Below are 23,114 nucleotides of genomic sequence, written 5' to 3'. Positions count from 1 at the left end.
CCGGTTGCGGGGGTGTCAGCCGCATGGATGCGGCTGCCAAGCCTCCAGGGACGGATTCACGGCGTCCCCCGCAACCGGACCCACCCCGCCATCCCTCAGGAAACCAGCCTTTGCTGTTGCTGTTGAAGTTGCCGGCCAGCGGCCGGCACTACCGCGGGTGCAGGGCGCAGCCCTGCAGAACACCCCTACTCCTGCGGGTCGCGGGTGATGTGGATGTCGGTCGGGGTCGACAGCGGGATGTTCCGCTCCGCCAGGATCTGCAGCAGGCTGAAGTACAGATCGCTGCGGGTGGCATAGACCTGACGCGGGCTGGCCACGTACGCGAAACTGTTGATGGTGATCTGGCCACCGCCAATGCTGTCGATGTAGACCGTCGGTGCCGGCTGCTGCAACACGTTGACGTGCGCGGTATACGCATCCAGCAGCGCCTGGCGCAGGGAGCCGACATCGGTGCTGGGCGGCACCGCGAACTGGATCTGGATGCGGCCCTGGTTGTTGCCCATCGTCATGTTGCGCACGGTCTTGGTGACCAGCTCGGAGTTGGGCACGATCAGCGTCGACTTGTCGCCCACCTGGATCTCGGTCGATCGCAGGCTGATGCGGCGGATGTCGCCCTCCTGGTCACCCAGCTTCACCCAGTCGCCGATCTTCACCGGCCGCTCGGCCAGCAGGATCAGGCCGGAGACGAAGTTCTGGGTGATCACCTGCAGGCCGAAACCGATACCCACCGACAGCGCGCTGACCAGCAATGCCAGCTTGCTCAGCTGCAGGCCCATCGCCGACAGCGCCCAGATCACCGCGATGATGATGCCCACATAGCGGGCAACGGTACTCACCGAATTGCGCGCGCCCAGGTCCAGCTCGGTCTTGGGCAGGTAGGTGTCGGTCAGCCAGCGCTGTACCAGCTGGGTAACGGCCAGGCCAGCCAGCAGCACCAGCACCGCCAGCACGATGCGCACCGGCTCCAGCTTGGTTCCGCCAATGTCGAATCCAGAGGTGAACAGCGAGGAGAAGCGCTCCACCACCGCGCCGATGTTGCCGAACGGTGCCACCAGCGCCAGCAGCGCGATCAGTACGACGATGGTGCGCAACGCCGCCGACAGCAGGACGCCCGCCTGTTCCAGCCGCGATACGCTCAGGCCGGTGCTGAGCAGGATGGTCTGGCCGACCTTGCTGTCGGCGTTTAGCATCCAGGTGCTCAGGTCATCGACGAACTTGAACAGCAGGGTCGCCGCCAGCACCACGATGCTGCCGCCGATCAGCTGCTGGTTCACGAACTTGGCGAAATTCAGGTAGCCCATCAACGTCGCGGCGATGGCGGCCACCACCGCGACGTTGCCCGCTACGCGTGCCAGTACCAGCCAGCTGCTGCGACGCACCGGCGTTGCCGCACCCACGCCATCGGCCTGTGCCTCCAGCTTGGCCTCGGCTTCGGCGGTCTGCCGCCGATGCAGGCGCGCCAGGGTCACCAGCATGGCCATGATCAGGCCGAGGTAGGTCAGGGCAATCAGGCCGTCCAACGCCACCGTGGTGACGTCGCTGGTGCGCGTAGCCTGGTCGAGGGCCACCAGCACCGTGCTCAGCCAAGCCAGCGCCGCCGCGCCCCAGGCGTATTTGCGCAGCTTCAGCGCGGCGGTGTCGTCCAGGTTCAACAGCCGCCATGACGGGCGCTTGGGCACCAGCATGCAGGCGCTGAGTGCAGCGATGAAGGCGGCGCGGAAGGTGGCCGTCTCCAGGCCGTCGGCCACCATCTGCAGGCGCGGCGCGATGGCATCGATGGCGTCCAGCGCCGCCATCAGCACCACCACGGCATAGCCGGGCAGCAACGTGCCGACCAGCAGCAACCACATGGCCAGGCCAGAACGGCGCAGGCGTCCATCAGGCGCACGATCGGACGCGGCGAACTGCCGCCCCAAGCGGCGCAGCCACAGCCGCAGCGGGAACATCATCACCAGCGCGGCGATCAGGCCCAGCAACGGCGTGCCCCAGCCATTGGCCCGGACGCCGGCAACGAACGTATCGCGCCCCTGCTCGGCCAACGGCGCGACGCGTGCGATATCGATGGGCAGGCGCTCGGCCACCTTGCTCCACAGTGCCGGAGACAACGGCGAGGCGACCTTCTTCCCCATGTCTTCGGCGCGCTGCGCAGTGCGCTGCTGGTCGATGTCGGCTGCCAGCTGCTGGGCACGCACGGCACTGGTCTTGGCCTGCGCCACCGATGCGGCCAGGCCGTCGCGCTGCTTGTTGAGGTTGCGCCGTTGCGCCGCCAGTTCGGGCGGCTCGGTGGTGCCCTCGGCAGGCGTGCCCAGCTGCGCCAGTTGTTCGTCGAGGCGAACCAGCTGGGGCTGCAGCGCCTTTTCCAGCGCCTCGGCGTCACGCCGTACCTGCGAGGCATTCTCCGACAGCATCGCCAGCGTCTCGATGGCTTCAGCATCGCCACGCTTGCGATCGATCTCCTTCAGGCTGGACTCGATCTGCGCCAGCTGCTGCTTTGGCGTAGGGTCTTCATCCTGTGCCAGCACCGGCGCGGACAGCAGGAGGGCGGTGCACAGCATCAGGACCCACCAGGGCCCCCGTGCACGGATCGATCGCAGGAAAGAAGACACGCCAGACATACCAGTTCGCGCGGACCACCGCGCCTGCGCGCGACTATACGGCACAGGCGGTCAACAGCGGATGGGCGGCCCCGTCAGCGTCGCGCGTCAGTACTTCAGGCGCAACTCTTCCACCGTCGGCTGTTGCAGGGCATACCAGTCCTGGAACTCTTCCTCGGTAATCTCATCGGGCGCATACACCGCCACCGGGTACCAGTCGTGGTCGGTCGGCAGCGGCTGGCGCGGGCCGGCACGCAGGCTGTAGCTCACGCCCTCGTAGTCGACCAGGTCATCGACCTGCGGCCACTGTTCGCGCGCGAACGCGGATTCACTCTTCAACAGGATCACCTGGTACATCGGCACCTCCACCTCGGTTGGATCAGGAAAACACGGCGCTGGCGGCAGGATACCGCCAGGCCGGTGGCAACAGGCACGTCGCAGCGGCGACGGAACGTTCTGGACACAGCCATCGCCCCGGCTTCACCCGCCCATGGCGAGCCCATCGGCATCGTGGAGACCCACCCCTGCCACCACTGCCGATGACCGACCACCCGCCGCTGAAGACCGTCCCCGACCTCAAGCTGCCCCGTTACCTGGGCACCTGGTACGAGATCGCCCGTCTGCCGATGCGCCACGAGCCGGAAGGCTGCACCGACGTGTCGGCGCACTACACCCTGCTCGACAACGGCAACGTCGGCGTCACCAACCGCTGCCGCATGGACGGCGAGATCGAAGAGGCAACCGGCGAGGCCTGCGCCGTCGACAACGACAGCGCGCGCCTGGAAGTCAGCTTCCTGCCCAAGGGCCTGCGCTGGCTGCCGTTTGCCAAGGGCGACTACTGGGTGATCCAGATCGCCCCGGACTACAGCGTTTCGCTGGTGGGCAGCCCGGATCGCAAGTACCTGTGGCTGCTGGCACGCGAGCCGCAGCTGGACGCCACCGTGCAGGAACATTATCTGGCCGCAGCGCGCCTGCAGGGCTTCGATCTGTCCGAACTGATCCAGACCCCGCATACCGGCCACCCGACCGCCTGAGCAGCACACTTCATGGACCTGAAAAGTGGCTACCCGTGGTGGGCCATACGCAACGGACTGATCCAGGCGTTCCCGCCGCTGGAAAAGGACCTGCGCTGCGACGTGCTGGTGGTCGGTGGCGGCATCACCGGTTCACTCATCGCCGACGAGCTGTCCCGGCATGGCCATGACGTGGCCTTGATCGAGCAGCGCGACATCGGCTGGGGCAGCACGGCCGCGAGCACCGCGCTGCTGCAGTACGAGATCGACACCCACCTGCTGGAGCTGGCCCAGCGCTATGGCAACGATGCGGCCGCCCTGGCCTACCGTGCCTGTGCCGATGCGATCCCGGCATTGGGCGAAGTGGCACGTGGGCTGAAGGACGTGGATTTCCGGCAGATGGACAGCCTGTATCTGGCCAGCCGGCGGCGCGACGTGCCGCGCTTGATGGCCGAAGGTGCTGCGCGCCGCGGCATTGGACTGGACGCCCGCTGGCTGGACCGCGAAGCCCTTCGCGAACGCTTCGACGTGGACGCCGGTGGCGCCCTGCTGACCCGCCAGGCGGCCCGGGTTGACCCCTACTGCCTTACCTACGGCCTGCTCAAACGGGTGCGCCGGCGCGGTGGCCATGTGCACGACCGCACGGTGCTGCACACGCTCAAGCCCGGCGCGCAGGGCGTAACCGCAATGACCGAGGCCGGCGCCACGGTCCGCGCCCGCCATGTGGTCCTGGCGATGGGCTACGCCAGCCAGCGCTGGCTCGAGCAGCGGGTCGCACGCAACCGCAGCAGCTATGCCTTCATCACTGATCCCATTGATGCGGGCGCGCTCGGCCGGCTGCGTAACACCATGGTGTGGGAGAGCGCACGCCCGTACCTGTACCTGCGCGCCACCGGCGACCGCCGCCTGCTGGTGGGCGGGCTGGATGACGCCATCGACATTCCGGCTCGCCGCGACCGGCGCGTGCAGCACAAGGCCGACAAGCTGATGGATCAGCTGCTGCACTGGTTCCCGCGTCTGGATCCGGTACCAGCGTTCTCCTGGGCCGGCACCTTCGCTGAAACCGCCGACGGCCTGCCGTTCTTTGGCCCGCACGACCAGTGGGGGGCGCGGGTGCATTTCGCCATGGCCTACGGCGGCAACGGCATCACCTATTCGATGATCGGCGCGCAGCTGCTGCGGGCCCGGATCGAGCGGCGCAGGCATGCGCTGGAGGGATTGTTCGGATTCGGGCGGTTGTGACCTGCGGCCAGGCACGGCCTGGCTCTACCCCAATCCGGTGCCGACAGGCATCATTCAAGCAACCCCTGCTAGCGTCGGCCTGTACCGCCGCGTGTTGCGTGGCCACCTGTCCGCTGGAGCGCCGTCATGATCCGCCCCCTGACCCTGCTGCTGTGCCTGGCCCTGCCGGGAACCGTGCTGGCCCAGTCCGCCGCTGGCGCCACTGCGCCGCAGGCCGCTGGCCTGGACCTGACGCTGCCGCAGGCGCCAATGCGCTACCTCAACGACCCGGCCCTGCAGCAGGACCCGCCCGGCACTTATTACGGTGACAAGAGCGGCCCGCGCGTGCACGACGACGCGAAGATCGCCGACGTCACCGACGACAAGGTCAAGGTGTCCGGCAGCTTCACCACCGGTATCGGCTATTCGAAGAACGGTGGCAACAGCCACTACAACGCGGCCACGCTGAACCTGAGCAAGAACTACACCACCGATGAGGGCAAGACCCACGGGGTCAACGTCAACATCCACGTGAGCGAAGGCAAGGGACCGGGGTTCTTCGGTCCGTATGGCGGCTACTACGGCCGCGGCCCGGGCTATTGGGACTACCCGCCGCCGTACGGCTGGTAAGCCAGCTCCTGTAGAGCCGAGCCCATGCTCGGCTACGGTTGGCCGCAAAGCCGAGCATGGGCTCGGCTCTACATGGGCAAACGTCAATCCAGCCAGCCATCGCGCTCGCTGTGCAGGATGCGGCCGTCATAACCGCTCAGGCGCACATCCACCTTCTGGTTGCGTGCATTGCGGGCCTCCAGCGACCAGGTCGCACCATCGCGTTCCAGCGAATGGATCTCGCGCAGGCCATGCGCCTGTGCCCGTGCCAGCACCTGCTCGGTGGTCAGCAGCGCGCGGCCGCTGTGCTCGTCGAAGATCTCGCCGGTCTTCGGGTCCACATAGACCTCGCTGAAGCGGCCATCAGCGCGGCTCACGTCGGCCTCCCACAGGCCGTCATCGCGCTCGATCTCGTGGATCTGGGTGTAGCCGGCCTTGCGCAGGGTCTGTTCAACCTGGGCCATGCCCAGCGGCGCGGCCTGTACGGCCGGCGCGACGGTCAGCAGGGCAACAGTGGCGAGGGTGAGCGACTTCAACATGGGGGTTCTCCTGTTCGTGTTCGTGACCGGACCATCCCGGCAACGCCACAATGCACCCCGTGGTTAACAGCGCCTTAGCCGGCACTGTTAGCCAGCTGTTAGTCACCCCCGGCACACTCACGCCTGTTCCTACAGCCCTCCCTGCGCCCCGATGCTCTCCACCCTGCCCCTGCTGCTGGCCCTGGCCAACGCCCCGACCGCCGCCGCGCCCGTCCAGGACCCGGCGCAGCAGGTCGCGCGCCGTGCCGTGCAGCAGGGCCGCTACGTGCCATTGGAAAGCGTGGTGCGCGATGCACTCAAGCGCTACCCGGGCCAGCTGCTGGAAGTGGAGCTGGACGATGGTGTCTACGAAGTGGAGATCCTGCGCGGCGACGGCGTGGTGGTGGAGCTGGACTATGATGCGCGCAGCGGAAAGCTGCTGAAGACGGAGCTCGACGACTGATGCGCATCCTGTTGGCCGAAGACGATGCCGCACTGGCACAGCGCCTGGTGCCCCTGCTGGAACAGGCCGGCTATGTGGTGGAGTTGGTTGCCGATGGTCGCCAGGCCGAGGAGATCGGCCAGATCGAAGACCTGCAGGCCGCCATCGTCGACCTTGGCCTGCCCGGGCTGGACGGCCTGAGCGTGATCGAGCGCTGGCGCGGCAATGGCCGCAGCTTTCCGGTGCTGGTACTGACAGCGCGCGGGCGCTGGCACGACAAACTGGCCGGCTTCGACGCCGGTGCCGACGACTACCTGACCAAACCGTTCCAGGCCGACGAACTGGTGCTGCGCATGCGCGCCCTGATCCGCCGCAGCCATGGCCATGCCAGCCCGCGCCTGCACTGCGGGCCGCTGCAGCTGGACGTCAACGCCGGCCGCTTCGAACTGGACGGACAGCCGCTGGCGCTGAGCCCGCAGGAGTTCCGCCTGCTCAGTTACTTCATCCACCACAGCGGCCAGGTGATCGGCCGTGATCGTCTGGGCGAGCAGGTGTTCGAAGGCGGCCACGACCCGGACTCCAACGCGCTGGACATGCTGCTGGGTCGGGTCCGCCGCAAGCTCGGCATCGAACTGATCCAGACCGTGCGCGGCCAGGGCTGGCGGCTGGCGGCGCCGTGAGCCGGCAATCCTCGCTGCGGCGGCGCCTGCTGCTGGCTGGCGGCGTCGGCCTGCTGCTGGTTTCGCTGCTGGCCAGCGCGCTGCTGGGCGAACTGTTCAAGCGCAGCGCGCGCGACCGCCTCGATCACGAACTGCAGCAGGACATGCTGACGCTGGTCGCGCAGATGGAAGTTGCTTCCGACGGCCAGCTGCAGCTGCGCCAGGAACCCAACGACGCGCGTTTCCAGCGCGTGTTCTCCGGTGCCTACTGGCAGATAGCCGGTGCCGATGGCCGCGTTCTGCTGCAGTCGCGCTCGCTGTGGGATGAAACCCTGCCAACCACGACCACAGGTGCGGCCACCCGCAATCTGGCCGGCCCCCTGCAGCAATCGCTGCGCGCACGCGTGCAGCAGGTGCGCCTGCCGCGCGCCAGCGAACCGTTCGTGGCGGTGGTTGCCGCCGATCGCAGTGCGCTGGATGCGGATGTTGCCGCGTTCCGCAAGCGCAGCGCCATCGCCCTGGGCGTACTGGTTGCGGCGTGGCTGGCGGTGCTGGCAAGCCAGGTGCACTTCGGCTTGCGCCCGCTGCATCGCCTCGGTGCACAGCTGGAACGGGTACGTCGCGGCGATGCGCAGCGCATCGACACGCAGGGGCTGGGCGCGGAAGTCGCACCACTGGGTGAAGAACTCAACGCGCTGCTGGACCACCAGCAACGCATGGTCGCGCGTGCGCGCACCAGTGCACAGGATCTGGCGCACGCGCTGAAGACTCCACTTAGCGTATTGGCCACCGAGGCCGACGGCGACGGTACGCGCTGGCGTGCCACCGTGCGCGAGCAGAGTGCGCGCATGCAGGCCAGTGTCGACCGTTACCTGGCTGCAGGGTTGGCCGCCGACCATCGCCAGCGCAGCGACGTTGCGACTGTCGCGCAGGCGCTATGCCGGTTGATGGCACGCGTGCATGGCGAACGCGGCATTGCGTTCAGGGCCGCAGGTATCGATCCAGCGTTGCAGTTCGCCGGTGCCAGTGCGGATCTGGAAGAGATGCTGGGCAACCTGCTGGACAACGCCGGGCGGTGGGCACAACGGCAGGTCCAGGTCAGCGCGGAAGCCGACGACGGCCAGTTGCGCATTGAGGTCCGCGACGACGGCCCCGGCCTGGCGGCAGACGCGCTGGAACGGGTCACCCAGCGTGGCGTGCGGCTGGATGAGCGCGTGGGCAGCAGTGGATTGGGGCTGGCGATCGTGGGCGATATCGCCGCCAGTTATGGCGGGCGCGTGGTGCTGGAGAATGCGCAGCCCGGCCTGCGTGCGACGGTGTGGTTGCCGCTGGGGTGAAACGACCAACCTGACGGTGGGTAGTGCCGGCCGCTGGCCGGCAACCACGTGGTCACCAGGAACACCCTGCGGAAGCCGGCCAGCGGCCGGCTCTACCAAGCGCCAATCCGTCCGCCATCGTGCGCCCGGTAGGTGTCGACCTTGGTCGACACGCAGCAAACATCAACGGTGGTGCATCCACCAGCAATCAATTGCGTCCAGCACGATGTGGATGATCAGACCGATGCCGAACAACCGCGTTTTCTTCGGCACGCACAGCCCGGCATAGACCGCGATGGCCGGTGCGGTGTGCAGCGGGTGGAACCCGATGCTGCAGCGGTTCGGTGCGTAGATCGGGTCGGCCAGCAGATGGTCCAGGTCGATGATCCAGCCCAGCAGCATCAGCAGCCACGCCGAGGCAAAGCGCTTGCGCCAGAACAGCCATGCCAGCAGGGCTGGCACGGCGGCATGCAGGAACAGGTGGAAGGTCGCGCGCGCGCTCATCGCAACGGTAGCGCCGGGCAAGCCCGGCGCTGTCCATCAGACCAGCGGTTCGTCGGACAGGTAGGTATAACCGGTCAGGCCGGCTTCCAGCGCGTCCGACAGTTCCTGCGCGCGTTCCGGCGACAGCTGGGCCTCAGCCACGCGCTGCGCATAGGTCGCACGCAGTTCGTCCAGGCGGTAACCCACGTAGTCCAGCATCACGTCGGTGGTGTCGCCGCGGCGCTGCTGGGTGATGGCGTAGCCATCGGCGTCGGCCAGCACTTCCACCGCGTCGGTATCGCCGAACAGGTTGTGGATGTCGCCCAGGATTTCCTGGTAGGCACCGACCATGAAGAAGCCGATGCGGTAGCTCTCGCCCGGCTTCATCTTGTGCAGCGGCAGCGAGCTGTCCAGGCTCTCGTTCTCGACATAGGTTTCCACCATGCCGTCCGAGTCGCAGGTCATGTCAGCGATGATGCCGCGGCGGTCCGGGGTCTCGTCCAGGCGCTCGATCGGCACGATCGGGAACACCTGGTCGATCGCCCACACGTCGGGGATCGATTCGAACACGCTGAAGTTGACGAAGTACTTGTCGACCAGGCGCTCGTTCAGTTCGTCCAGCACCGGGCGATGGCTCTTCTCGTCATAGCTCAGGCGCGCACGCACGCCGTGGGCGATGGCGTAGAACAGATCGTCGATGCGCGCACGCTGCGGCAGGTCGATCTGGCCCAGCGCGTAGCTGGCCAGGCCTTCGGCATGGAAATGCTGGGCTTCCTGGAACAGTTCCACCGCCGGGCGCACGTCCAGCTCGTCGTGGATTTCGCGCAGGTGGCGGATCGCCGCCGGTTCGTCGTCGTGCTGGTCCGGCACGCGGCCTTCCTGCGCTTCTTCCACTTCCGAGACGTTGGCGATCAGCACCGCGTGGTGCGCGGTCATCGCACGGCCGCACTCGGTGACGATGCGCGGTGGGGTCAGGCCGAACTCTTCGCAGGCATTGGCCAGCGGCTGCACGATGTTGCTGGCGTAGGAATGCAGGCCGTAGTTGATCGAGCAGAAGCTGCGCGAACGGGTGCCTTCATAGTCCACACCCAGGCCACCGCCCACGTCGACGTGGGTGATCTTCGCACCCAGGCGCGACAGCTCCACGAAGTAGCGGGTGGCTTCACGCATGCCGTTGGCGATGTCGCGCACGTTGGAGATCTGCGAGCCCATGTGGAAGTGCAGCAGGTTCAGGCAATCGGCGTACTCGGTGTCACGCAGCGACTTCCACAGGTCCAGCAGCTGGCGCGGCGACAGGCCGAACTTGGCCTTGTCGCCACCGCTGTTCTGCCACTTGCCGGCGCCCAGCGAGGCCAGGCGCATGCGCACGCCCAGGCCCGGCTTCACGTCCAGCGCCTTGGACTCTTCCAGCACCAGCTTCAGCTCGGACGGCTTCTCGATGACGATGAAGGTCTGCAGGCCCAGCTTGCGGCCGATCAGGGCCAGGCGGATGTACTCGCGGTCCTTGTAGCCGTTGCAGACGATCAGCCCGCCCGGGCGCGACAGCGCCAGCACGGCCATCAGCTCGGGCTTGCTGCCCGCTTCCAGGCCGAAGCCTTCGCCGTGGTGGCTGGCCAGGGTGCCGGCCACGCCGCGGGTCTGGTTGACCTTGATCGGGTACACGGCGGTGTAGCCGCCGCTGTACTCCCAGTCCTGCTGGGCCTGGGCGAAGGCCGCCTGCAGCTTGCCCAGCCGCTGGCCGAGGATGTCCGGGAAGCGCACCAGCAGCGGCAGCTTGGCGCCGGCCGCGCGCGCCGCATCGACCACCTTGGGCAGCGACACCACCGGGCCGTCCGCCCCGGTCGGTCTCACCACCATGTGCCCGGCCTGATCCACGTCGAAGTAACCGTCCGCCCAATGCGGGATCGAGTAGGTCTTGCGGGCTTGGTCGAGGGACCAATCGGTCATTTCAGTCGGCCTTGTTGGCAATAAAAGGGGGGGCATGATAACGCCTATGTGCCCACAGGTTCGTTATCATGCGCGCCCGCGCCCGTGACAGGTTCCAACCTGAACGGGCCGATCCGTCCGGATGTGGCATCTGTGCCACGCGGCCCCGCCCGCCAGCCCGGCTCCACCCCTCCGAACAGGACTGTTTTCCAATGACTGACAGCAACAACTGGTACATCGAACACTTCGAGCGCACCGGCTCGGCCATCGGCTACCGCATCACCGGCAAGCTGGACGAGGTCCAGTCGCCGTTCCAGAAGATCGAGATCTTCCAGACCACCGACTGGGGCAACCTGATGACCATCGACGGGGCCATCATGCTGACCAGCAAGGACAACTTCTTCTACCACGAGATGATCAGCCACCCGGTGCTGTTCACCCACGCCGCGCCCAAGCGCGTGGTGATCATCGGTGGCGGCGACTGCGGCACCCTGCGCGAAGTGCTCAAGCACACCGGCGTGGAGAGCGTGACCCAGTGCGATATCGACGAGCAGGTCACGGTGATGGCGCGCAAGCACTTCCCGGAACTGTGCGACTCCAACGACGACCCGCGCGCCGAGCTGCTGTTCGACGACGGCGTGGCCTACATGGCCAACTGCCCGGCGGGCAGCGTGGACGTGGTGATCGTCGATTCGACCGACCCGGTCGGCCCGGGCGAAGGCCTGTTCAACAAAGCCTTCTACGAGAGCTGCTTCAAGGCCCTGAAGGACGATGGCATCCTGGTGCAGCAGTCCGAGTCGCCGCTGATGCAGCTGGAGCTGATCAACGAAATGCGCACCGAGATGGGCAAGGCTGGCTTCGGTTCGTTCAAGACCCTGCCGTTCCCGCAGCCGTGCTACCCCACCGGCTGGTGGAGCGTGACCATGGCGCGCAAGGGCGACAGCAGCTTCGACTTCCGCCAGGCCGACTCGGCCGCCAAGACCTTCAACACGCTGTACTACACCGCCGCGCTGCACACCGGCGTGCTGGTGACCCCGCCGTTCGTACAGGCTGCATTGAAGGGTTGATCCAAACAAAAACCCGCGCTGGCGACAGCGCGGGTTTTTGCTTTCTGTAGAGCCGAGCCATGCTCGGCTGCTCTTCGGACAGGTTGCGATAAATCAAGCCGAGCATAGGCTCGGCTCTACAGTCACAGCGCCCAGATACCCGCGATCACCGCCACCACCAGGCCCCACTTGATCAGCTGGTAGGCCACCACGCTGCGCTCGCGCAGCGCCTTGGCCTTCAGGCGCACCTTGTAGACGCTGCCAAAGGCCTTGTTGACGCCGCCGGTCGGGTCACCCGGCAGGTTCGGCGAGGCGCCACCGGCCAGCAGCGTGGCCGCCACCGCGCGGTTGAACAGCCCCGGCAGGCCGAAGCGCAGCGGGCGGGCGATATCGCAGAACAGGATCACGCGGTCCTGCTGCGTCTCGTTGTGCGCATGGTGGATGTAGGTCTCGTCGAACATCATCCACTCGCCGTCGCGCCAGCTCTTCTTGATGCCGTCCACCTCGATGTAGCAGGCATCGTCGTTGGGCGTGCTCAGGCCCAGGTGCAGGCGCAGCGAGCCGGCGAACGGGTCGCGGTGCGGGCGCAGCTCGCTGCCCGGCGGCAGCTGCGCGAACATCGCCGCACGCACATCCGGGATTGACTCGATCAGCGCCGTGGTCTTCGGGCACAGCGTCTTCGCCGACGGGTGCGACGGGCCGTACCACTTCAGGTAGAAGCGCTTCCAGCCTCGGCGGAAGAACGAATTGAAGCCGGCATCGTTGAACGTGCTGGAGGCGGCGATCTTCTGCGCGTCGCGCAGCGCCAGCGCCTCGTCGCGGATCATCTGCCAGTTCTGGCGCAGCGGCTCCAGCTGCGGGAACTCCTTGCCCGGGTCCAGGAACGGCGTGGTCGGTACCTTCGAGAACATGTACATGACCACGTTGATCGGGGCCATGAAACTGGAGTGGTCCAGCAGCTGGCGCGACCAGCGCGCGCGGACCTTGCCACGGAAGTGGATGTACAGCACGCAGGCCACGAACAGCGCTGCAATGACGATTTTGATGATCAAAGCACTTTCCTCCAGCCGCGGCCGGAACGGGAAACGGGGCGATGCACGGCCAGGCGGCCAGCACCGGTGGGGAACGCGGCAGGGGACGGGGACGTGCCGGAGGGGGCGGCCGCCGATGTCGCGGATTAACAGCTTATGGTCGGCAGGCCGTGCGCCGGGGTCAAGTTGCCCGTGCGCCGTGTTCATCCGGTTGCGAAGGAGGCGCAGGGCTGGGCGCGCAAGCTGTTGATGCTAAAGGCCAACTGGAATAAATGAGACAGAATTGTCCGATTCTGCGCGACGAACTGTTCCAGCCACGCCCCCGACATTTCTCCGACAAATCGTGGAATAGCGAACTGGCGAGTACTAAAATTAACGAAAACTTAGTAACTCCCTGTAACACCGGTTCGCTTGACGCTTTGCGCCACCCACCGGGTCGTCCGAGACCCCGACATGCATCTTCCTGCCCTGCCATCCTCCTCCTGCGGCGATGACGCCGCCTCCCCGCTGCTGCTCAAGCGCGGCGAGCGTTTCCTGGCCCCGGATGTCTACCGCACCTGCCTGGACGGGCGCGAGGCGGTCATCAAGGACTATTCCCGCTACCGCGGCACTCCCGTTTCGCTGATCGCGCGACTGATGGTGCGCCGTGAAGCACGCATGCTGCAGCGCCTCGGCGGCTGGAAGCATGCCCCCGCACTGCTCGGCACCCTGGGCGGCCTGGCGCTGGGCATGGAGTTCATCCCCGGCCAGACGCTCAGCACCGCGCAGGCGGTGGGCAATGAAGTGTTCGAGCAGCTGCAGCACGCGCTCAGCCGTTTGCACGCCGCCGGCATCACCCACAACGACCTGCATGGCACCAACGTGGTGGTCAGCGGCGGCGTGCCGGTGCTGCTGGACTTCACCTCGGCCTGGCGCGCCCCGCGCTGGCTGCGCCGCAATCCACTGAGCCGGCAGATGCGCCGCAGCGACATGAAGAACCTGCTGAAGATGCGCCAGCGCGTGACCGGCCAGGCCCCGAGTGCCGCGCAGGCCGCGCTGGTGGCCGACCCGGGCTGGGTGGCCGCGGTGCGGCAGGGCTGGAAGCGGTTCTACAAGTGGGCCAAGCGGCGGTAGGGGTCGAGCTCGCTCGACGGCTTTACCGCTCTTTGTAGAGCCGAGCCCGCGCTCGGCTGCTGTTCCTGCATCGCGCGAAATGCAGCCGAGCATAGGCTCGGCTCTACAACATCCCGCCGAACGGGTTACAACGCGTCCGCGTCCAGCTCACCGGTACGAATACGCACCACGCTGCCCAGGTCGTACACGAACACCTTGCCGTCGCCAATCTTGCCGGTGCCGGCGGCCTTCACGATCGCCTCAACCACCGCCTCCACCTGGTCATCGGTTACCGCCACTTCCAGCTTCACCTTCGGCAGGAAATCGACCACATACTCCGCGCCACGGTACAGCTCGGTGTGGCCCTTCTGGCGACCAAAGCCCTTCACTTCCGTCACCGTGATCCCGGTGACCCCACGCTCGGCCAGCGCTTCGCGCACGTCGTCGAGCTTGAACGGCTTGATCACCGCCATGACCATCTTCATCGTCTATCTCCTGTCTTCCGGCGTGGAGGATAGCGCCTGAACGCGGCCCGTGCGAAGCCGCTGCGGCCTGTCCGGGCAGTGGGTGCCGGCAGTATCCTTGTGCCCGAATGGCCTGCCCGCGCCGGATGCACGGGCCCACCCCCACGGAGCACCCCATGATCGACCTGAATCAAATCGATGACCTCGCCCGTCGCCTCAGTGACCTGGTGCCCCCGGGCCTGCGCGAATCGCGCGAGGAACTGCAGGCCACCTTCAAGAGCGCGCTGCAGGCCGGCCTGGCCAAGCTCGACCTGGTCACCCGCGAGGAGTTCGAAGTGCAGCGCGCGGTGTTGTTGAAGACCCGCGAAAAGCTGGACGCGCTGGAAACGGCCGTGCGCGAGCTGGAAGGGCGCGGCGCCGCAGAATGAAAAAAGGAGGCGCACCGCGCCTCCCGTTTACAGATTATTTCCCGGATGGGGCCTTGCAGCAAGGCCCACCGGGCGCCCTAGACTCGCCGGCCTGTCGATCCGGCAGCACAGAGGGGGCAGCAGCGATGGCGCAGGACACCGATTGGACACCCGTTTCGCATGACACCTGCGACCAGGTCGCCGGGCCGTTCTATCACGGCACCCGCGCTGACCTGGCGGTGGGCGAGTTGCTGAGCGCGGGCTTCCGCTCCAACTATCGCGACAGCGTGGTGATGAACCACATCTACTTCACCACCATTGCCAAGGGCGCCGGGCTGGCTGCGGAGATGGCCCGCGGTGAGGGGCGGCCGCGCGTGTATGTGGTGGAGCCGACCGGGCCGTTCGAGGACGACCCGAACGTGACCAACAAGAAGTTTCCCGGGAACCCGACGCGGTCGTATCGGAGTGCGCAGCCGTTGCGGGTGGTTGGGGAGATTACGGAGTGGGAGCTGTATGACGCGGAGTTTGTACGGCAGTTGAAGGCGTTTGTTGCTTCGGGGAGTGGGGAGATCATCAACTGATGGCCTGCTGGCGCTGGGCATTGCGCACTTCTTCATCGGCTTCATAGATGTCCAGCCCGAGCTCGATGCCGCGCTGCCCCAGGGCAAGCAGCGCGCGGGACGAAAGCGAGAAACCATCGTTGCTGCTGCCCATGAAGAGACCGCAGAACAGTTCAGGCCGGAAGCATGCCAATGACTGCCACACGGCGAGGTCGCCGGTGAGTTGATCGAGGATCTCGAAGATCTGCGCTTCCAGATCTTCAGGCTCACGACGAGGTGCACTGAGTCGCCAGCTTCCGGTTCTGGCGATACGCACGGTGCCTGATTGTTTGCCTCTGAGTTCCTGGCCCTTGTGATGCGATGCGGTTGGAGTCGCCCCGAGCAAGGCACTGACTTCTTCGGGTAGGAGGTCGTCCCCGAAGAATCGGAGGGTTACCAGGGAATGATCGAATGCGGCCATTGGAATCCAGTGCGCAGGCATCGTTGATGTCAGATTACGGCCGGAACCGGACGACAGCAGCTTCAGAATAGGCCGAACCGCGGGAATCGGCTTGGGCTCAAACGAAGAGCGGGCCGGTCCCTACTTGAACATCTCCAACAGATCCTTGTCTTCATGCCGCTGCTCCCACGTGGAGAGAAAACAGAAGCTCGCGCCGCTTTGCATGGCAGCCTTCTGGAACCCCGCCAGTTCCTCCTTCGTAACCGGGTACTCAACCGGATCAAAGTGCAGAATCCCCCACGGCTTGACGAAAGAGAACCCGGGCATGAGTTCCGAGAAGATCGCCTTGAGCAGGGGCCGGATATTCGAAAAGTCCTTGATAGGACCCGCGCGGTTGCCAAGGGCATGACACTGGCGACGGATGGTCCTGTCTCCACCGACCAAGCGCGCAATAAAATGGTCCTGGCGCACTTGGACGTAGATCAGCTGGCGGCGAAAAATTCTCATCTTGCTCTCAACTCCGCACGCTCAATCATCGCCCAAGTGCAACATACCCTTCCATCAATGCGCCGGCTCCGCCTTCAGCGCGCTTGAATCCCTTCGCAGCAGATACAGCGCAACCAAGAATGGCCACAGCGAGTTGATCGACGAGAACACGCGCTGGGTCAGCCCCCCATAGCCCTCCGGGTCCGCGCCCACCACGTTCAACCAGAGATAGACGATGCCCCCGATGCTCACCACAGCGGTCACGGCGTACGCCCTTCGGTTGGCCGACCACGCGCTCAGTTCGATGTGCGACATCGCCGGTGCAATGATGTTTGCGATACCGATGGTGTAGAAGCCGTGCATCGGATGGCCCATGGGCCAGAGCCCGTTGGTCAGCATGGAAATGCCAAAGACCAACCAGCAGATTGCGCCTACGGCAATCCGGCGGCCGGATTGCCGCCATACCCCGATGGAGAACGCCACGAAGCCCATACCGGAGCCGATAGCCGCGATCCTGCCGCAGATGCTTGCAAGCGTTGGCGCCAGCAGCAACTCGCTGGCGTGCTGTGCAAGTGGGTTGTAGCCCGGCGCGAACACGGCGGCAACGCTGGTCCAGAACAGGAACCACGGAAGCGGGATCAGACCCGCGCAGAGAAGCAGTCGGCTGCGGCGTGACACGTACAGTGGTCCTTGTTTGGCCTGCGCCAGTGGGTGGAATCCAGTCGAACGCCGCAGAACCTTCCTGCTGCGGGCAGGACGGCGTTGAGTAACTACAGCAGTAGTCAGATTGCGCGTGGCACTCGGTGGGTTCAATAGGCAGGAAGTCATTTAAACCATCCAGCGGGTGTCGCAGCGGTTCGCTTGCATGAGCGATCACACATGCCCGATGGGCGAGTGCTGTCGCATTTGCCGCGCCTTGCATCTCTGACGGAAGGTTCTGACGACTCCGTTCCAGAAGTGCCATTCCGCCTAGCACGCCAAGGCTCTCGCCGCTTCCGGTGCTATGCGACAATGCCAAAAGCGTCTCGGGTTTTGGCGGCATTGACCCCAACCCCTTGGCATTCCCAACTACGTCAGGCAACTCTGGTATCGCCACCGAAAACGGGTGGCCGGGCCTCGAAAACCCGAGCTATTAGGATGTTGTTTGCACTTGCCAGCCGGCATCGCCTTGCGTGGTGTCGGCTGGCATTCCGTCTGCCGGCTATGGCGGGCGGGGCGTGGGGGCCTTGTGCCCGCCGGTTTCTTCCTAATAGCCCGGTTTTCGAGCCACGCTCTGCCCGCCACCTTTATCGGTGGCGGCTTCCGAATGCTTGCACGGAGCCCGCCATGACCACGCCGCACTCCCCTCCCCCGCGCCCGATCCAGGAAGCGCCGTCACGCGCTCCGGCCCCGGACCCCAACAGCCTCATCGCCATCCTCCACGCCATCGGCGCGGGCGCTGCGGCCGACGGCCAGCCCTGGCCCGAGCGGCAGCATCTACGCAGCCGGCAGATGCAGTTGTCCGACGCCGACTGCGCCCTCACCGGCCAGCGCGTCGTGCAGGAGATCCTGCTGGCGGCCGAGCGCACGCGCCAGAACGGTGAGCCGGAGCAGTACGTCGGCGACCGGGTGATGGAGGGGCTGGTAACGGCCGATCTGGCACTCACCGCCTTCATCCACGAGCGGATGCGACCCAAGGACTGAGCGCGCTTATGGCGCGGACCTTTCTGCCTGTGTGCGGGGTGACGAATGAAGAAGCACGGCCTTGCCGCTGCGGCGGTGTGCATCGCGGTGATCGGCGCGATGTGGATGGAGTGGCCCTAGCCCGCGGGCGATCAGGTGTGGGCCTACCAGAAGCTGCAGCCGGCCGATTACCGCCTGCTGCACAGTGATGCGCTCGGCTTCGTGACCGCGAAGGCCCACGAGGGTTTTGAACTGCACACGCGCCATGCCGGGGCGACGTCCTTCGAGATCCGCTGCAAGGGCGTGCTGGTGATGGAGGTGGAGAACGCGCCCTCGCGTGTACTGATCCGCATGCCCGCCGATGCACGGTGGCGGGCGCCGGACATCGAGCGTCTGCGCATCAGCTTCGAGCGCTGGCTGGATCTGCACCAGAGCCGGGGAAGGTTGCTGGTGGAAAGTGCGGGGCCATCGTGGGCTGAGGCTTGGCTAAGACGCTTCGGCGCTGCGGTGCCGGATGGGCAGCGGTGCTTGCTGGAAGCGCTTGAAGCGCCGGAACAGTGAGCTGATTCAGTCCACACCAATCGTTGGCAGCCCGCCACTGCGGGCCGCCACACGGCTCAGCTGATCTCCGGAATCCTGCCCAGTTCCGCCACCAGTTGCGCGCACGCGGCGTCCACCTCGGCGAAGTAGGCATCCCATCCCGCCCGCTCACGCTTGGACAGATACAGATCCACGGCGGGGTACTCGCGCGCCGCACTGCGCACGGTATGCACCATCAGCGCCGCCTCGATCGCCGCCGAGGGGTACCCTGCATTGAAGCGCGATGCCACCTCGGTGAAGGCCGCCACCACCTTGCAGTGTTCGTCTCCATCGCGGCTGACAACCCCAACGTGACGCTCATCCGGCTCACGACCATCGGAGCGGTAGTCGTGGCCCTCGCAGCTGGTGTAGGTCACCAGGTTGTGGTCGATGGCGATGGCGAACAGGAGGCCCTTCACGCCTGGTTCGATGACCGATTCAAAATCCGGATGGAACCGCGACGCCAGGCAGCTCGTGGACGGATACGGCGTGCCCGTGTTGTTCATGTTGCCGAAGGGAGAACTGATCTGCTGTAACGGCGCCAGGATGGCCAGCCGTTCGGACACCACCTCATCGATCGGCGTATCCCAGAGGCGGATGAACAGATCGACCTGCGTGGACTGGTTGAATCCGCGCGACTCCAGGAACCTGACATTCATGGTGGTGTTCTCTCTCTTGGGCAAAGGGACGGCGCAGGGTCACGCCAGGGCGACATCCACGACGGCTTCGGCATCGGCGCGACGCACCTCGACCACGCGGCCACCTTCAACGTGCAGCACCTTGTTGGCACGCAGGATCGTCTCGGGGCGATGGGCAATCGATACGCAGGTGATGCCAAGCATCGCCAGGTTGTCCAGCAACTGCTTTTCTACCGAGACGTCCAGATTGGCGGTACCTTCGTCCAGCAGCAGGATGTGCGGATCGTGATAGAGCGCGCGCGCCAGCAGGATGCGCTGCTTCTGTCCGCCGGACAGCGCCGATCCCAGATCACCGATGCGGCTGTTGAACTTCATTGGCATTGCTTCGATCTCATCGAAGATCATCGCTGTCTCGGCGCACCACCGCGCCTTGGACTCATCAGGGCTGGCGTCGAAGAAGGAAATGTTGTCCAGGATGGTGCCCGACAACAGCATGTCGTCCTGCATCACCACGCCGATGCGGCGGCGGAAACTCTGCATCTCGAAATCCGCCATGGGCCGGCCATTGAAACGCACCTGCCCTTCGGCAAGCTCCATCAGACCGAGGATGAGGCGGAACAAGGTCGTCTTGCCGCTGCCGGAGGGGCCGATCAGCGCGACGAAGTCGCCCGCCTCGATCTGGAAGGTCGCACCGGAGATCACGGCCGGATCAATTGGGCCGTAGCGCGCGGACACATTGTCCACCTCAAGCCGGAAACCGTCGAAGTCGGCGGGGACCAGCGGTATTGCCACCTGGGCATCCTGCTCCGGGGGCGACAGCGCGATCTCGGACAGGCGATCCAGGTGCAGCGACACCATCCGCAGTTCCATCGCCTGTTCGGCCAGCGTCATCGATTTCTGCGCGAACTGCGCCTTGTAGACAAGCAGTGCAAACAGCAGGCCAATGGTCAATGAACCGGCAGCTACCTGTGTTGCGCCCACATAGATGCTGGCCGCCGCGTCGACGCCGAGCAGCATCACCTTCGATGCCGACTGTGCCGAGGTGGACAGGCCATGGCCCAGCTCCGCGTTTATCAGGCGGCTGTAATGGTTGTGCCAGTTGCCCAGGCGCTCCTGCTCCTTGGCAAAGATCTTGATCGGCTGCATGCCACGCAGGGTCTCGATCACATGGCCATTCTCCTCGGACCGCATCTTCACCACGTTCTCGGCCAGCCGCCGGGTACTGCGGTGCCAGGTAACGCGCACGGCCGTGTAGAGCAGGAAGAAGCCCAGCGCCAGCCCGCCCAGCGCGAGCGAGTAATAGAAGAGAATGGAAATGAACACGATCGCCATGACGCCATCCAGCAGCACCCGGGGAAGGCTACCGACCAGTGTCTGCCGGATGATATTGGCAGATTGGTAGCGATCGATCAGATCACCCACGCGGCGCTTGCTGAAGAATTGCATCGGCAGGCGCAGCAGATGACTGAACAGCACGGACGAGAACTGTGCGTTGAAGGCCGATGCAAAATGCAGCAGCACGTAATCGCGCGAGAACGCGAGCACGCCCTGCAGCACCGCCGCACCAGCAAAGCCCAGCGCCAGGGCCGTGATGAAATCGAAGTCGCGGTTGGTCAGTCCCGTATCGATGACGGTCTTGAGCACCAGCGGGCTGAGCAGCGCAAACAGTTCCAGGAACGCAGTGATCCACACCACCTGCGCCACGAACGACCAGACACCGCGGCTGCCCTGCAGCAGGCGACGCAGGGTGAGGCGCCCGCCTTCGCTTCCCATCTGGAAGTCGGGACGCGGGGTGAACTGGGCGGCGATGCCGGTAAAGTGCCGGGACACCTCTTCCGCACGCATTTCCACCACGCCAAGGGCTGGGTCATGGATCACGTAGCGTGTGCCGCGGATGCCCGCCAGCACCACGAAATGCTCGAAATCCCAATGCAGCAGTGCCGGCAGCTGCAGCTTGGCCAATGACGGAATCTCGCAGCGCACAGTGCGGGTATCCAGGCCGATTCGCCGCGCGAGTTCAACGACATCGCGCAGCGTGGCCCCCTTCATCGAGATCGGGAACCGCTCGCGCAAAGCAAGCAGCGTCACATCCAACCCGTGGTAGCCGGCAACCATCGCCAGGCAGGCCAACGCGCACTCGCTGTGCTCGGCCTGGTAGATCATCGGTGTCTTGCGCCCACTGCGGATCGACATGCTCACTTCTCCCCTGCAGGCGGGTCACGGTCAAACAAGGAGAAGTAATGACGCGGCGCGCCGCGCACGCTTGCAACAGCGCCATGGCGCCCATCCGTCGTCGCGACGGCGGGCCGGACGCGCAGCTGTGTGCAGCCGTCCGGGGGCGTGGCGGAGGCCGGTGCAGCAACGCAGGGCACCGCGCCGGCGGCGATCACTTCGGCGGTGGCGAGCGGACGATCATCGCCCCCCAGCAGCTCGACGGCCCTGCCCACCGGGAACACTGCGGCACGCGGGGCCGGGAGCACCAGGCCCACATCACCGTTACCCAGCTCCACCGGTACGTGGGTCAGCTCCACACGCGGTCGGAATGTCACCAGCGACGCGGCAACAGACAGCAGCGCTGTGGCTAGCAAGGGAATCAGGTACACCAGGCGCACCGATACAGGCCGTGCAAGCCGCACTTCACCCAGATGGCGGTGCAGGCGATGGGCCTCGGCCTCCGGCCGGAAGAACGGACGGTCATCAAGGGGAGAAGGTCGGGACATGGTCGTGCCGGTTCATGCGGGACCCGGCTGAGGCCGAGGCGGGTGGGCGCTGGTGGTGCAGGGAATCAAGGCGCGCGCGTAGAGGGGAGAACAGCGCCAGGCCCAGCTCGCTGAGCTCGTCCGGCGGTTGCAGTGGCTCGACCAGCTTGTCCATGTAGGCGGCAACGGCGGTCCAGCGCACGCGTATCTCCTCGGTCCTGCCCAGCGCGGCCAGCCTGTCGAACACGATCAGCGCATTGCCGAATGCGTGGTAGCCCAGAAGGATCCTGTCCAAGGGCCGCTCGCACTGCTTCAGCGGCGAGAAGTGCGGCTTGGCACCCGGCACCACGGTGGATCCCAGCCAAGCGCACATGTGGAAGTACTGGTGCGTACATTCGTGCACCAGCATTTCCACGGTCTCGGTGACGCTTGCCGGTACCGACACATCAATCCCGCCCATGCGCAGCGACGAGGAGTTGCTGGCAAGCATGCGCGGGGCGGGCCGCCGAATCGGGGTCACTTCCTTCAGCAGGCAGGTCACCCATGCGTGGTACTCCGGGCAGACCGAGCGCAGCAGCTCCAGCGCATCCTGGAGCTGGTGGGTCGCATCAGCGATCGACGCGTCCTGGCAGTCCATGCCGATCCAGTCAGAGCGGTGCCAATCACTGCCAACGCACCGGATGGGAGATTCACCGTGCAGATTGATTACGCCCTGCACACCAATCCTGGCGTCGATCCACACGGTGCAACGCTCGCACGCGGTCACCGCCACGAAGGTGGCGAGCGTGGAGACACCGGACTGGATCCGCAGCAGGTCGCCGTGCCCCTCGATCAGCACTTCGCCCAGAAAGGTGCGTCCTGCCACAAGCAAAGGGAATTCAAGCGTCACGCGCAGCGCAATGCGGTCCAGGATGCCGGTCAGGAATGCTGCTGTGGCGATCTGCGCCACCTGCCACTCTTCGTGCGGCGCAAGGCGGGCGTACCCAGCGCGGGCCGATTCGCCGGCCTGGATCCAGCTGACCTCCGGCGTCCAGTAACCGCGGTGAGGGGGTGTGGCCGCAAGGCCAGCCAGCACTTCGTCCAACAGTGCGGCGTGCTGCAGCTGCGTCAGGCGATCGCGGGTGCGGCTGACGAATGCGTGGAACTGCAGGGTGCACAGCTCGGCAGCAAGGCTGCGGAAATCGCCCACCGCAGGGTGCGAAAGATAGCGGAAGACATCCATGGGACAGT

The 23,114-nt window shown here is 65.8% G+C and carries 25 protein-coding genes and 1 pseudogene; 12 read left to right on the top strand and 14 right to left on the bottom strand.

The window, feature by feature from the left end:
* Window positions 1-185 precede the first annotated feature (185 nt).
* Window positions 186-2,615, bottom strand: coding sequence for a DUF3772 domain-containing protein (locus R5H29_RS15685; RefSeq protein WP_332329424.1), 2,430 nt, complete (start codon window positions 2,613-2,615; stop codon window positions 186-188).
* An 87-nt stretch (window positions 2,616-2,702) separates the two neighbouring features.
* Window positions 2,703-2,951 (bottom strand): hypothetical protein, encoded by a 249-nt coding sequence (locus R5H29_RS15680; protein ID WP_021201923.1) that lies wholly within the window; start codon window positions 2,949-2,951, stop codon window positions 2,703-2,705.
* 182 nt (window positions 2,952-3,133) lie between these two features.
* Here R5H29_RS15680 and R5H29_RS15675 point away from each other — a divergent pair, with 182 nt between their 5' ends.
* The 3 genes from R5H29_RS15675 to R5H29_RS15665 all read left to right on the top strand — a co-directional run bounded on the left by R5H29_RS15675 (window position 3,134) and on the right by R5H29_RS15665 (window position 5,458).
* Window positions 3,134-3,628, top strand: a complete 495-nt coding sequence (locus tag R5H29_RS15675) for a lipocalin family protein (RefSeq protein WP_134735157.1) — start codon at window positions 3,134-3,136, stop codon at window positions 3,626-3,628.
* Window positions 3,629-3,640: 12 nt separating this feature from the next.
* Window positions 3,641-4,849, top strand: a complete 1,209-nt coding sequence (locus R5H29_RS15670) for an FAD-binding oxidoreductase (protein WP_111098670.1) — start codon at window positions 3,641-3,643, stop codon at window positions 4,847-4,849.
* A 126-nt stretch (window positions 4,850-4,975) separates the two neighbouring features.
* Window positions 4,976-5,458 (top strand): hypothetical protein, encoded by a 483-nt coding sequence (locus R5H29_RS15665; RefSeq protein WP_019661543.1) that lies wholly within the window; start codon window positions 4,976-4,978, stop codon window positions 5,456-5,458.
* A gap of 83 nt (window positions 5,459-5,541) precedes the next feature.
* On the opposite strand, the gene R5H29_RS15660 is transcribed toward R5H29_RS15665, so the two are convergent.
* Window positions 5,542-5,976: a PepSY domain-containing protein gene (locus R5H29_RS15660; RefSeq protein WP_043401290.1), complete on the bottom strand. Its 435-nt coding sequence runs from the start codon at window positions 5,974-5,976 to the stop codon at window positions 5,542-5,544.
* Window positions 5,977-6,127: 151 nt separating this feature from the next.
* Here R5H29_RS15660 and R5H29_RS15655 point away from each other — a divergent pair, with 151 nt between their 5' ends.
* Genes R5H29_RS15655 through R5H29_RS15645 form a run of 3 tightly spaced genes read left to right on the top strand, consistent with a single transcriptional unit; the run spans window position 6,128 to window position 8,393 of the window.
* A complete protein-coding gene (locus tag R5H29_RS15655) occupies window positions 6,128-6,418 on the top strand; it encodes a PepSY domain-containing protein (RefSeq protein WP_061480249.1) in 291 nt (96 codons plus the stop codon).
* Entirely contained in the window at window positions 6,418-7,077 is a 660-nt protein-coding gene (locus R5H29_RS15650; protein ID WP_111098669.1) for a response regulator transcription factor, read from the top strand. Before R5H29_RS15655 ends, R5H29_RS15650 begins: the two co-directional genes overlap by 1 nt.
* Complete coding sequence (locus tag R5H29_RS15645; protein ID WP_332329423.1) at window positions 7,074-8,393, top strand: sensor histidine kinase; 1,320 nt, start codon at window positions 7,074-7,076, stop codon at window positions 8,391-8,393. The genes R5H29_RS15650 and R5H29_RS15645 overlap by 4 nt, the downstream gene beginning before the upstream one ends.
* 162 nt (window positions 8,394-8,555) lie before the next feature.
* Here R5H29_RS15645 and R5H29_RS15640 read toward each other — a convergent pair whose 3' ends face one another.
* Together R5H29_RS15640 and speA are read right to left on the bottom strand one after the other, a co-directional pair.
* On the bottom strand, window positions 8,556-8,876 hold the full coding sequence (locus R5H29_RS15640) for a DUF6122 family protein (RefSeq protein WP_021201930.1): 321 nt from the start codon (window positions 8,874-8,876) through the stop codon (window positions 8,556-8,558).
* A 36-nt stretch (window positions 8,877-8,912) separates the two neighbouring features.
* A complete protein-coding gene (gene speA / locus R5H29_RS15635) occupies window positions 8,913-10,802 on the bottom strand; it encodes an arginine decarboxylase (RefSeq protein WP_021201931.1) in 1,890 nt (629 codons plus the stop codon).
* A 191-nt stretch (window positions 10,803-10,993) separates the two neighbouring features.
* Here speA and speE point away from each other — a divergent pair, with 191 nt between their 5' ends.
* Complete coding sequence (speE, locus tag R5H29_RS15630; protein ID WP_111104454.1) at window positions 10,994-11,848, top strand: polyamine aminopropyltransferase; 855 nt, start codon at window positions 10,994-10,996, stop codon at window positions 11,846-11,848.
* Window positions 11,849-11,970: 122 nt separating this feature from the next.
* On the opposite strand, the gene R5H29_RS15625 is transcribed toward speE, so the two are convergent.
* Entirely contained in the window at window positions 11,971-12,876 is a 906-nt protein-coding gene (locus tag R5H29_RS15625; RefSeq protein WP_032954620.1) for an aspartyl/asparaginyl beta-hydroxylase domain-containing protein, read from the bottom strand.
* A gap of 435 nt (window positions 12,877-13,311) precedes the next feature.
* Here R5H29_RS15625 and R5H29_RS15620 point away from each other — a divergent pair, with 435 nt between their 5' ends.
* The gene (locus R5H29_RS15620; protein ID WP_049417050.1) at window positions 13,312-13,971 is read left to right on the top strand and encodes an RIO1 family regulatory kinase/ATPase; all 660 of its coding nucleotides are present in this window, start codon (window positions 13,312-13,314) and stop codon (window positions 13,969-13,971) included.
* A gap of 125 nt (window positions 13,972-14,096) precedes the next feature.
* On the opposite strand, the gene R5H29_RS15615 is transcribed toward R5H29_RS15620, so the two are convergent.
* Window positions 14,097-14,435, bottom strand: coding sequence for a P-II family nitrogen regulator (locus tag R5H29_RS15615; protein ID WP_005411374.1), 339 nt, complete (start codon window positions 14,433-14,435; stop codon window positions 14,097-14,099).
* A 155-nt stretch (window positions 14,436-14,590) separates the two neighbouring features.
* Between R5H29_RS15615 and R5H29_RS15610 the strand changes: the two genes are divergently transcribed.
* Together R5H29_RS15610 and arr are read left to right on the top strand one after the other, a co-directional pair.
* Window positions 14,591-14,842 carry a ubiquinone biosynthesis accessory factor UbiK gene (locus R5H29_RS15610; RefSeq protein WP_005411375.1) on the top strand — a complete coding sequence of 84 codons (252 nt, stop codon included), beginning with the start codon at window positions 14,591-14,593 and terminating at the stop codon, window positions 14,840-14,842.
* Window positions 14,843-14,967: 125 nt separating this feature from the next.
* Complete coding sequence (arr, locus tag R5H29_RS15605) at window positions 14,968-15,402, top strand: NAD(+)--rifampin ADP-ribosyltransferase (protein ID WP_207048865.1); 435 nt, start codon at window positions 14,968-14,970, stop codon at window positions 15,400-15,402.
* On the opposite strand, the gene R5H29_RS15600 is transcribed toward arr, so the two are convergent.
* The 3 genes from R5H29_RS15600 to R5H29_RS15590 all read right to left on the bottom strand — a co-directional run bounded on the left by R5H29_RS15600 (window position 15,395) and on the right by R5H29_RS15590 (window position 16,984).
* Window positions 15,395-15,841, bottom strand: a complete 447-nt coding sequence (locus R5H29_RS15600; protein ID WP_332329422.1) for a DUF4279 domain-containing protein — start codon at window positions 15,839-15,841, stop codon at window positions 15,395-15,397. The two genes, arr and R5H29_RS15600, sit on opposite strands and share 8 nt — an antisense overlap.
* Window positions 15,842-15,961: 120 nt before the next feature.
* The gene (locus R5H29_RS15595; RefSeq protein WP_049417059.1) at window positions 15,962-16,327 is read right to left on the bottom strand and encodes a hypothetical protein; all 366 of its coding nucleotides are present in this window, start codon (window positions 16,325-16,327) and stop codon (window positions 15,962-15,964) included.
* A 54-nt stretch (window positions 16,328-16,381) separates the two neighbouring features.
* Window positions 16,382-16,984, bottom strand: coding sequence for a DUF998 domain-containing protein (locus R5H29_RS15590; RefSeq protein ID WP_164143993.1), 603 nt, complete (start codon window positions 16,982-16,984; stop codon window positions 16,382-16,384).
* Window positions 16,985-17,632: 648 nt separating this feature from the next.
* Here R5H29_RS15590 and R5H29_RS15585 point away from each other — a divergent pair.
* Both R5H29_RS15585 and R5H29_RS15580 read left to right on the top strand, forming a co-directional pair.
* Window positions 17,633-17,989 (top strand): hypothetical protein, encoded by a 357-nt coding sequence (locus tag R5H29_RS15585; protein WP_332329421.1) that lies wholly within the window; start codon window positions 17,633-17,635, stop codon window positions 17,987-17,989.
* A gap of 45 nt (window positions 17,990-18,034) precedes the next feature.
* Window positions 18,035-18,529 (top strand): annotated as a pseudogene (locus tag R5H29_RS15580) (cold-shock protein).
* A gap of 56 nt (window positions 18,530-18,585) precedes the next feature.
* Here the strand turns inward: R5H29_RS15580 and R5H29_RS15575 are convergent.
* The 4 genes from R5H29_RS15575 to R5H29_RS15560 are packed head-to-tail and all read right to left on the bottom strand — an operon-like array spanning window position 18,586 to window position 23,106.
* Window positions 18,586-19,206, bottom strand: a complete 621-nt coding sequence (locus tag R5H29_RS15575; RefSeq protein WP_155030248.1) for a hypothetical protein — start codon at window positions 19,204-19,206, stop codon at window positions 18,586-18,588.
* A 39-nt stretch (window positions 19,207-19,245) separates the two neighbouring features.
* Window positions 19,246-21,378: a peptidase domain-containing ABC transporter gene (locus tag R5H29_RS15570; protein ID WP_155030249.1), complete on the bottom strand. Its 2,133-nt coding sequence runs from the start codon at window positions 21,376-21,378 to the stop codon at window positions 19,246-19,248.
* A 2-nt stretch (window positions 21,379-21,380) separates the two neighbouring features.
* Entirely contained in the window at window positions 21,381-21,905 is a 525-nt protein-coding gene (locus tag R5H29_RS15565) for a hypothetical protein (protein ID WP_155030250.1), read from the bottom strand.
* Entirely contained in the window at window positions 21,883-23,106 is a 1,224-nt protein-coding gene (locus R5H29_RS15560) for an aKG-HExxH-type peptide beta-hydroxylase (protein WP_155030251.1), read from the bottom strand. The genes R5H29_RS15565 and R5H29_RS15560 overlap by 23 nt, the downstream gene beginning before the upstream one ends.
* Between the last annotated feature and the right edge of the window lie 8 nt (window positions 23,107-23,114).

This window comes from Stenotrophomonas sp. A3_2, from assembly GCF_036624925.1.
GTDB lineage: Bacteria > Pseudomonadota > Gammaproteobacteria > Xanthomonadales > Xanthomonadaceae > Stenotrophomonas > Stenotrophomonas hibiscicola.
Note: the sequence above shows the minus strand (reverse complement) of the source record. Positions and strands in the feature narration are given on the sequence as shown.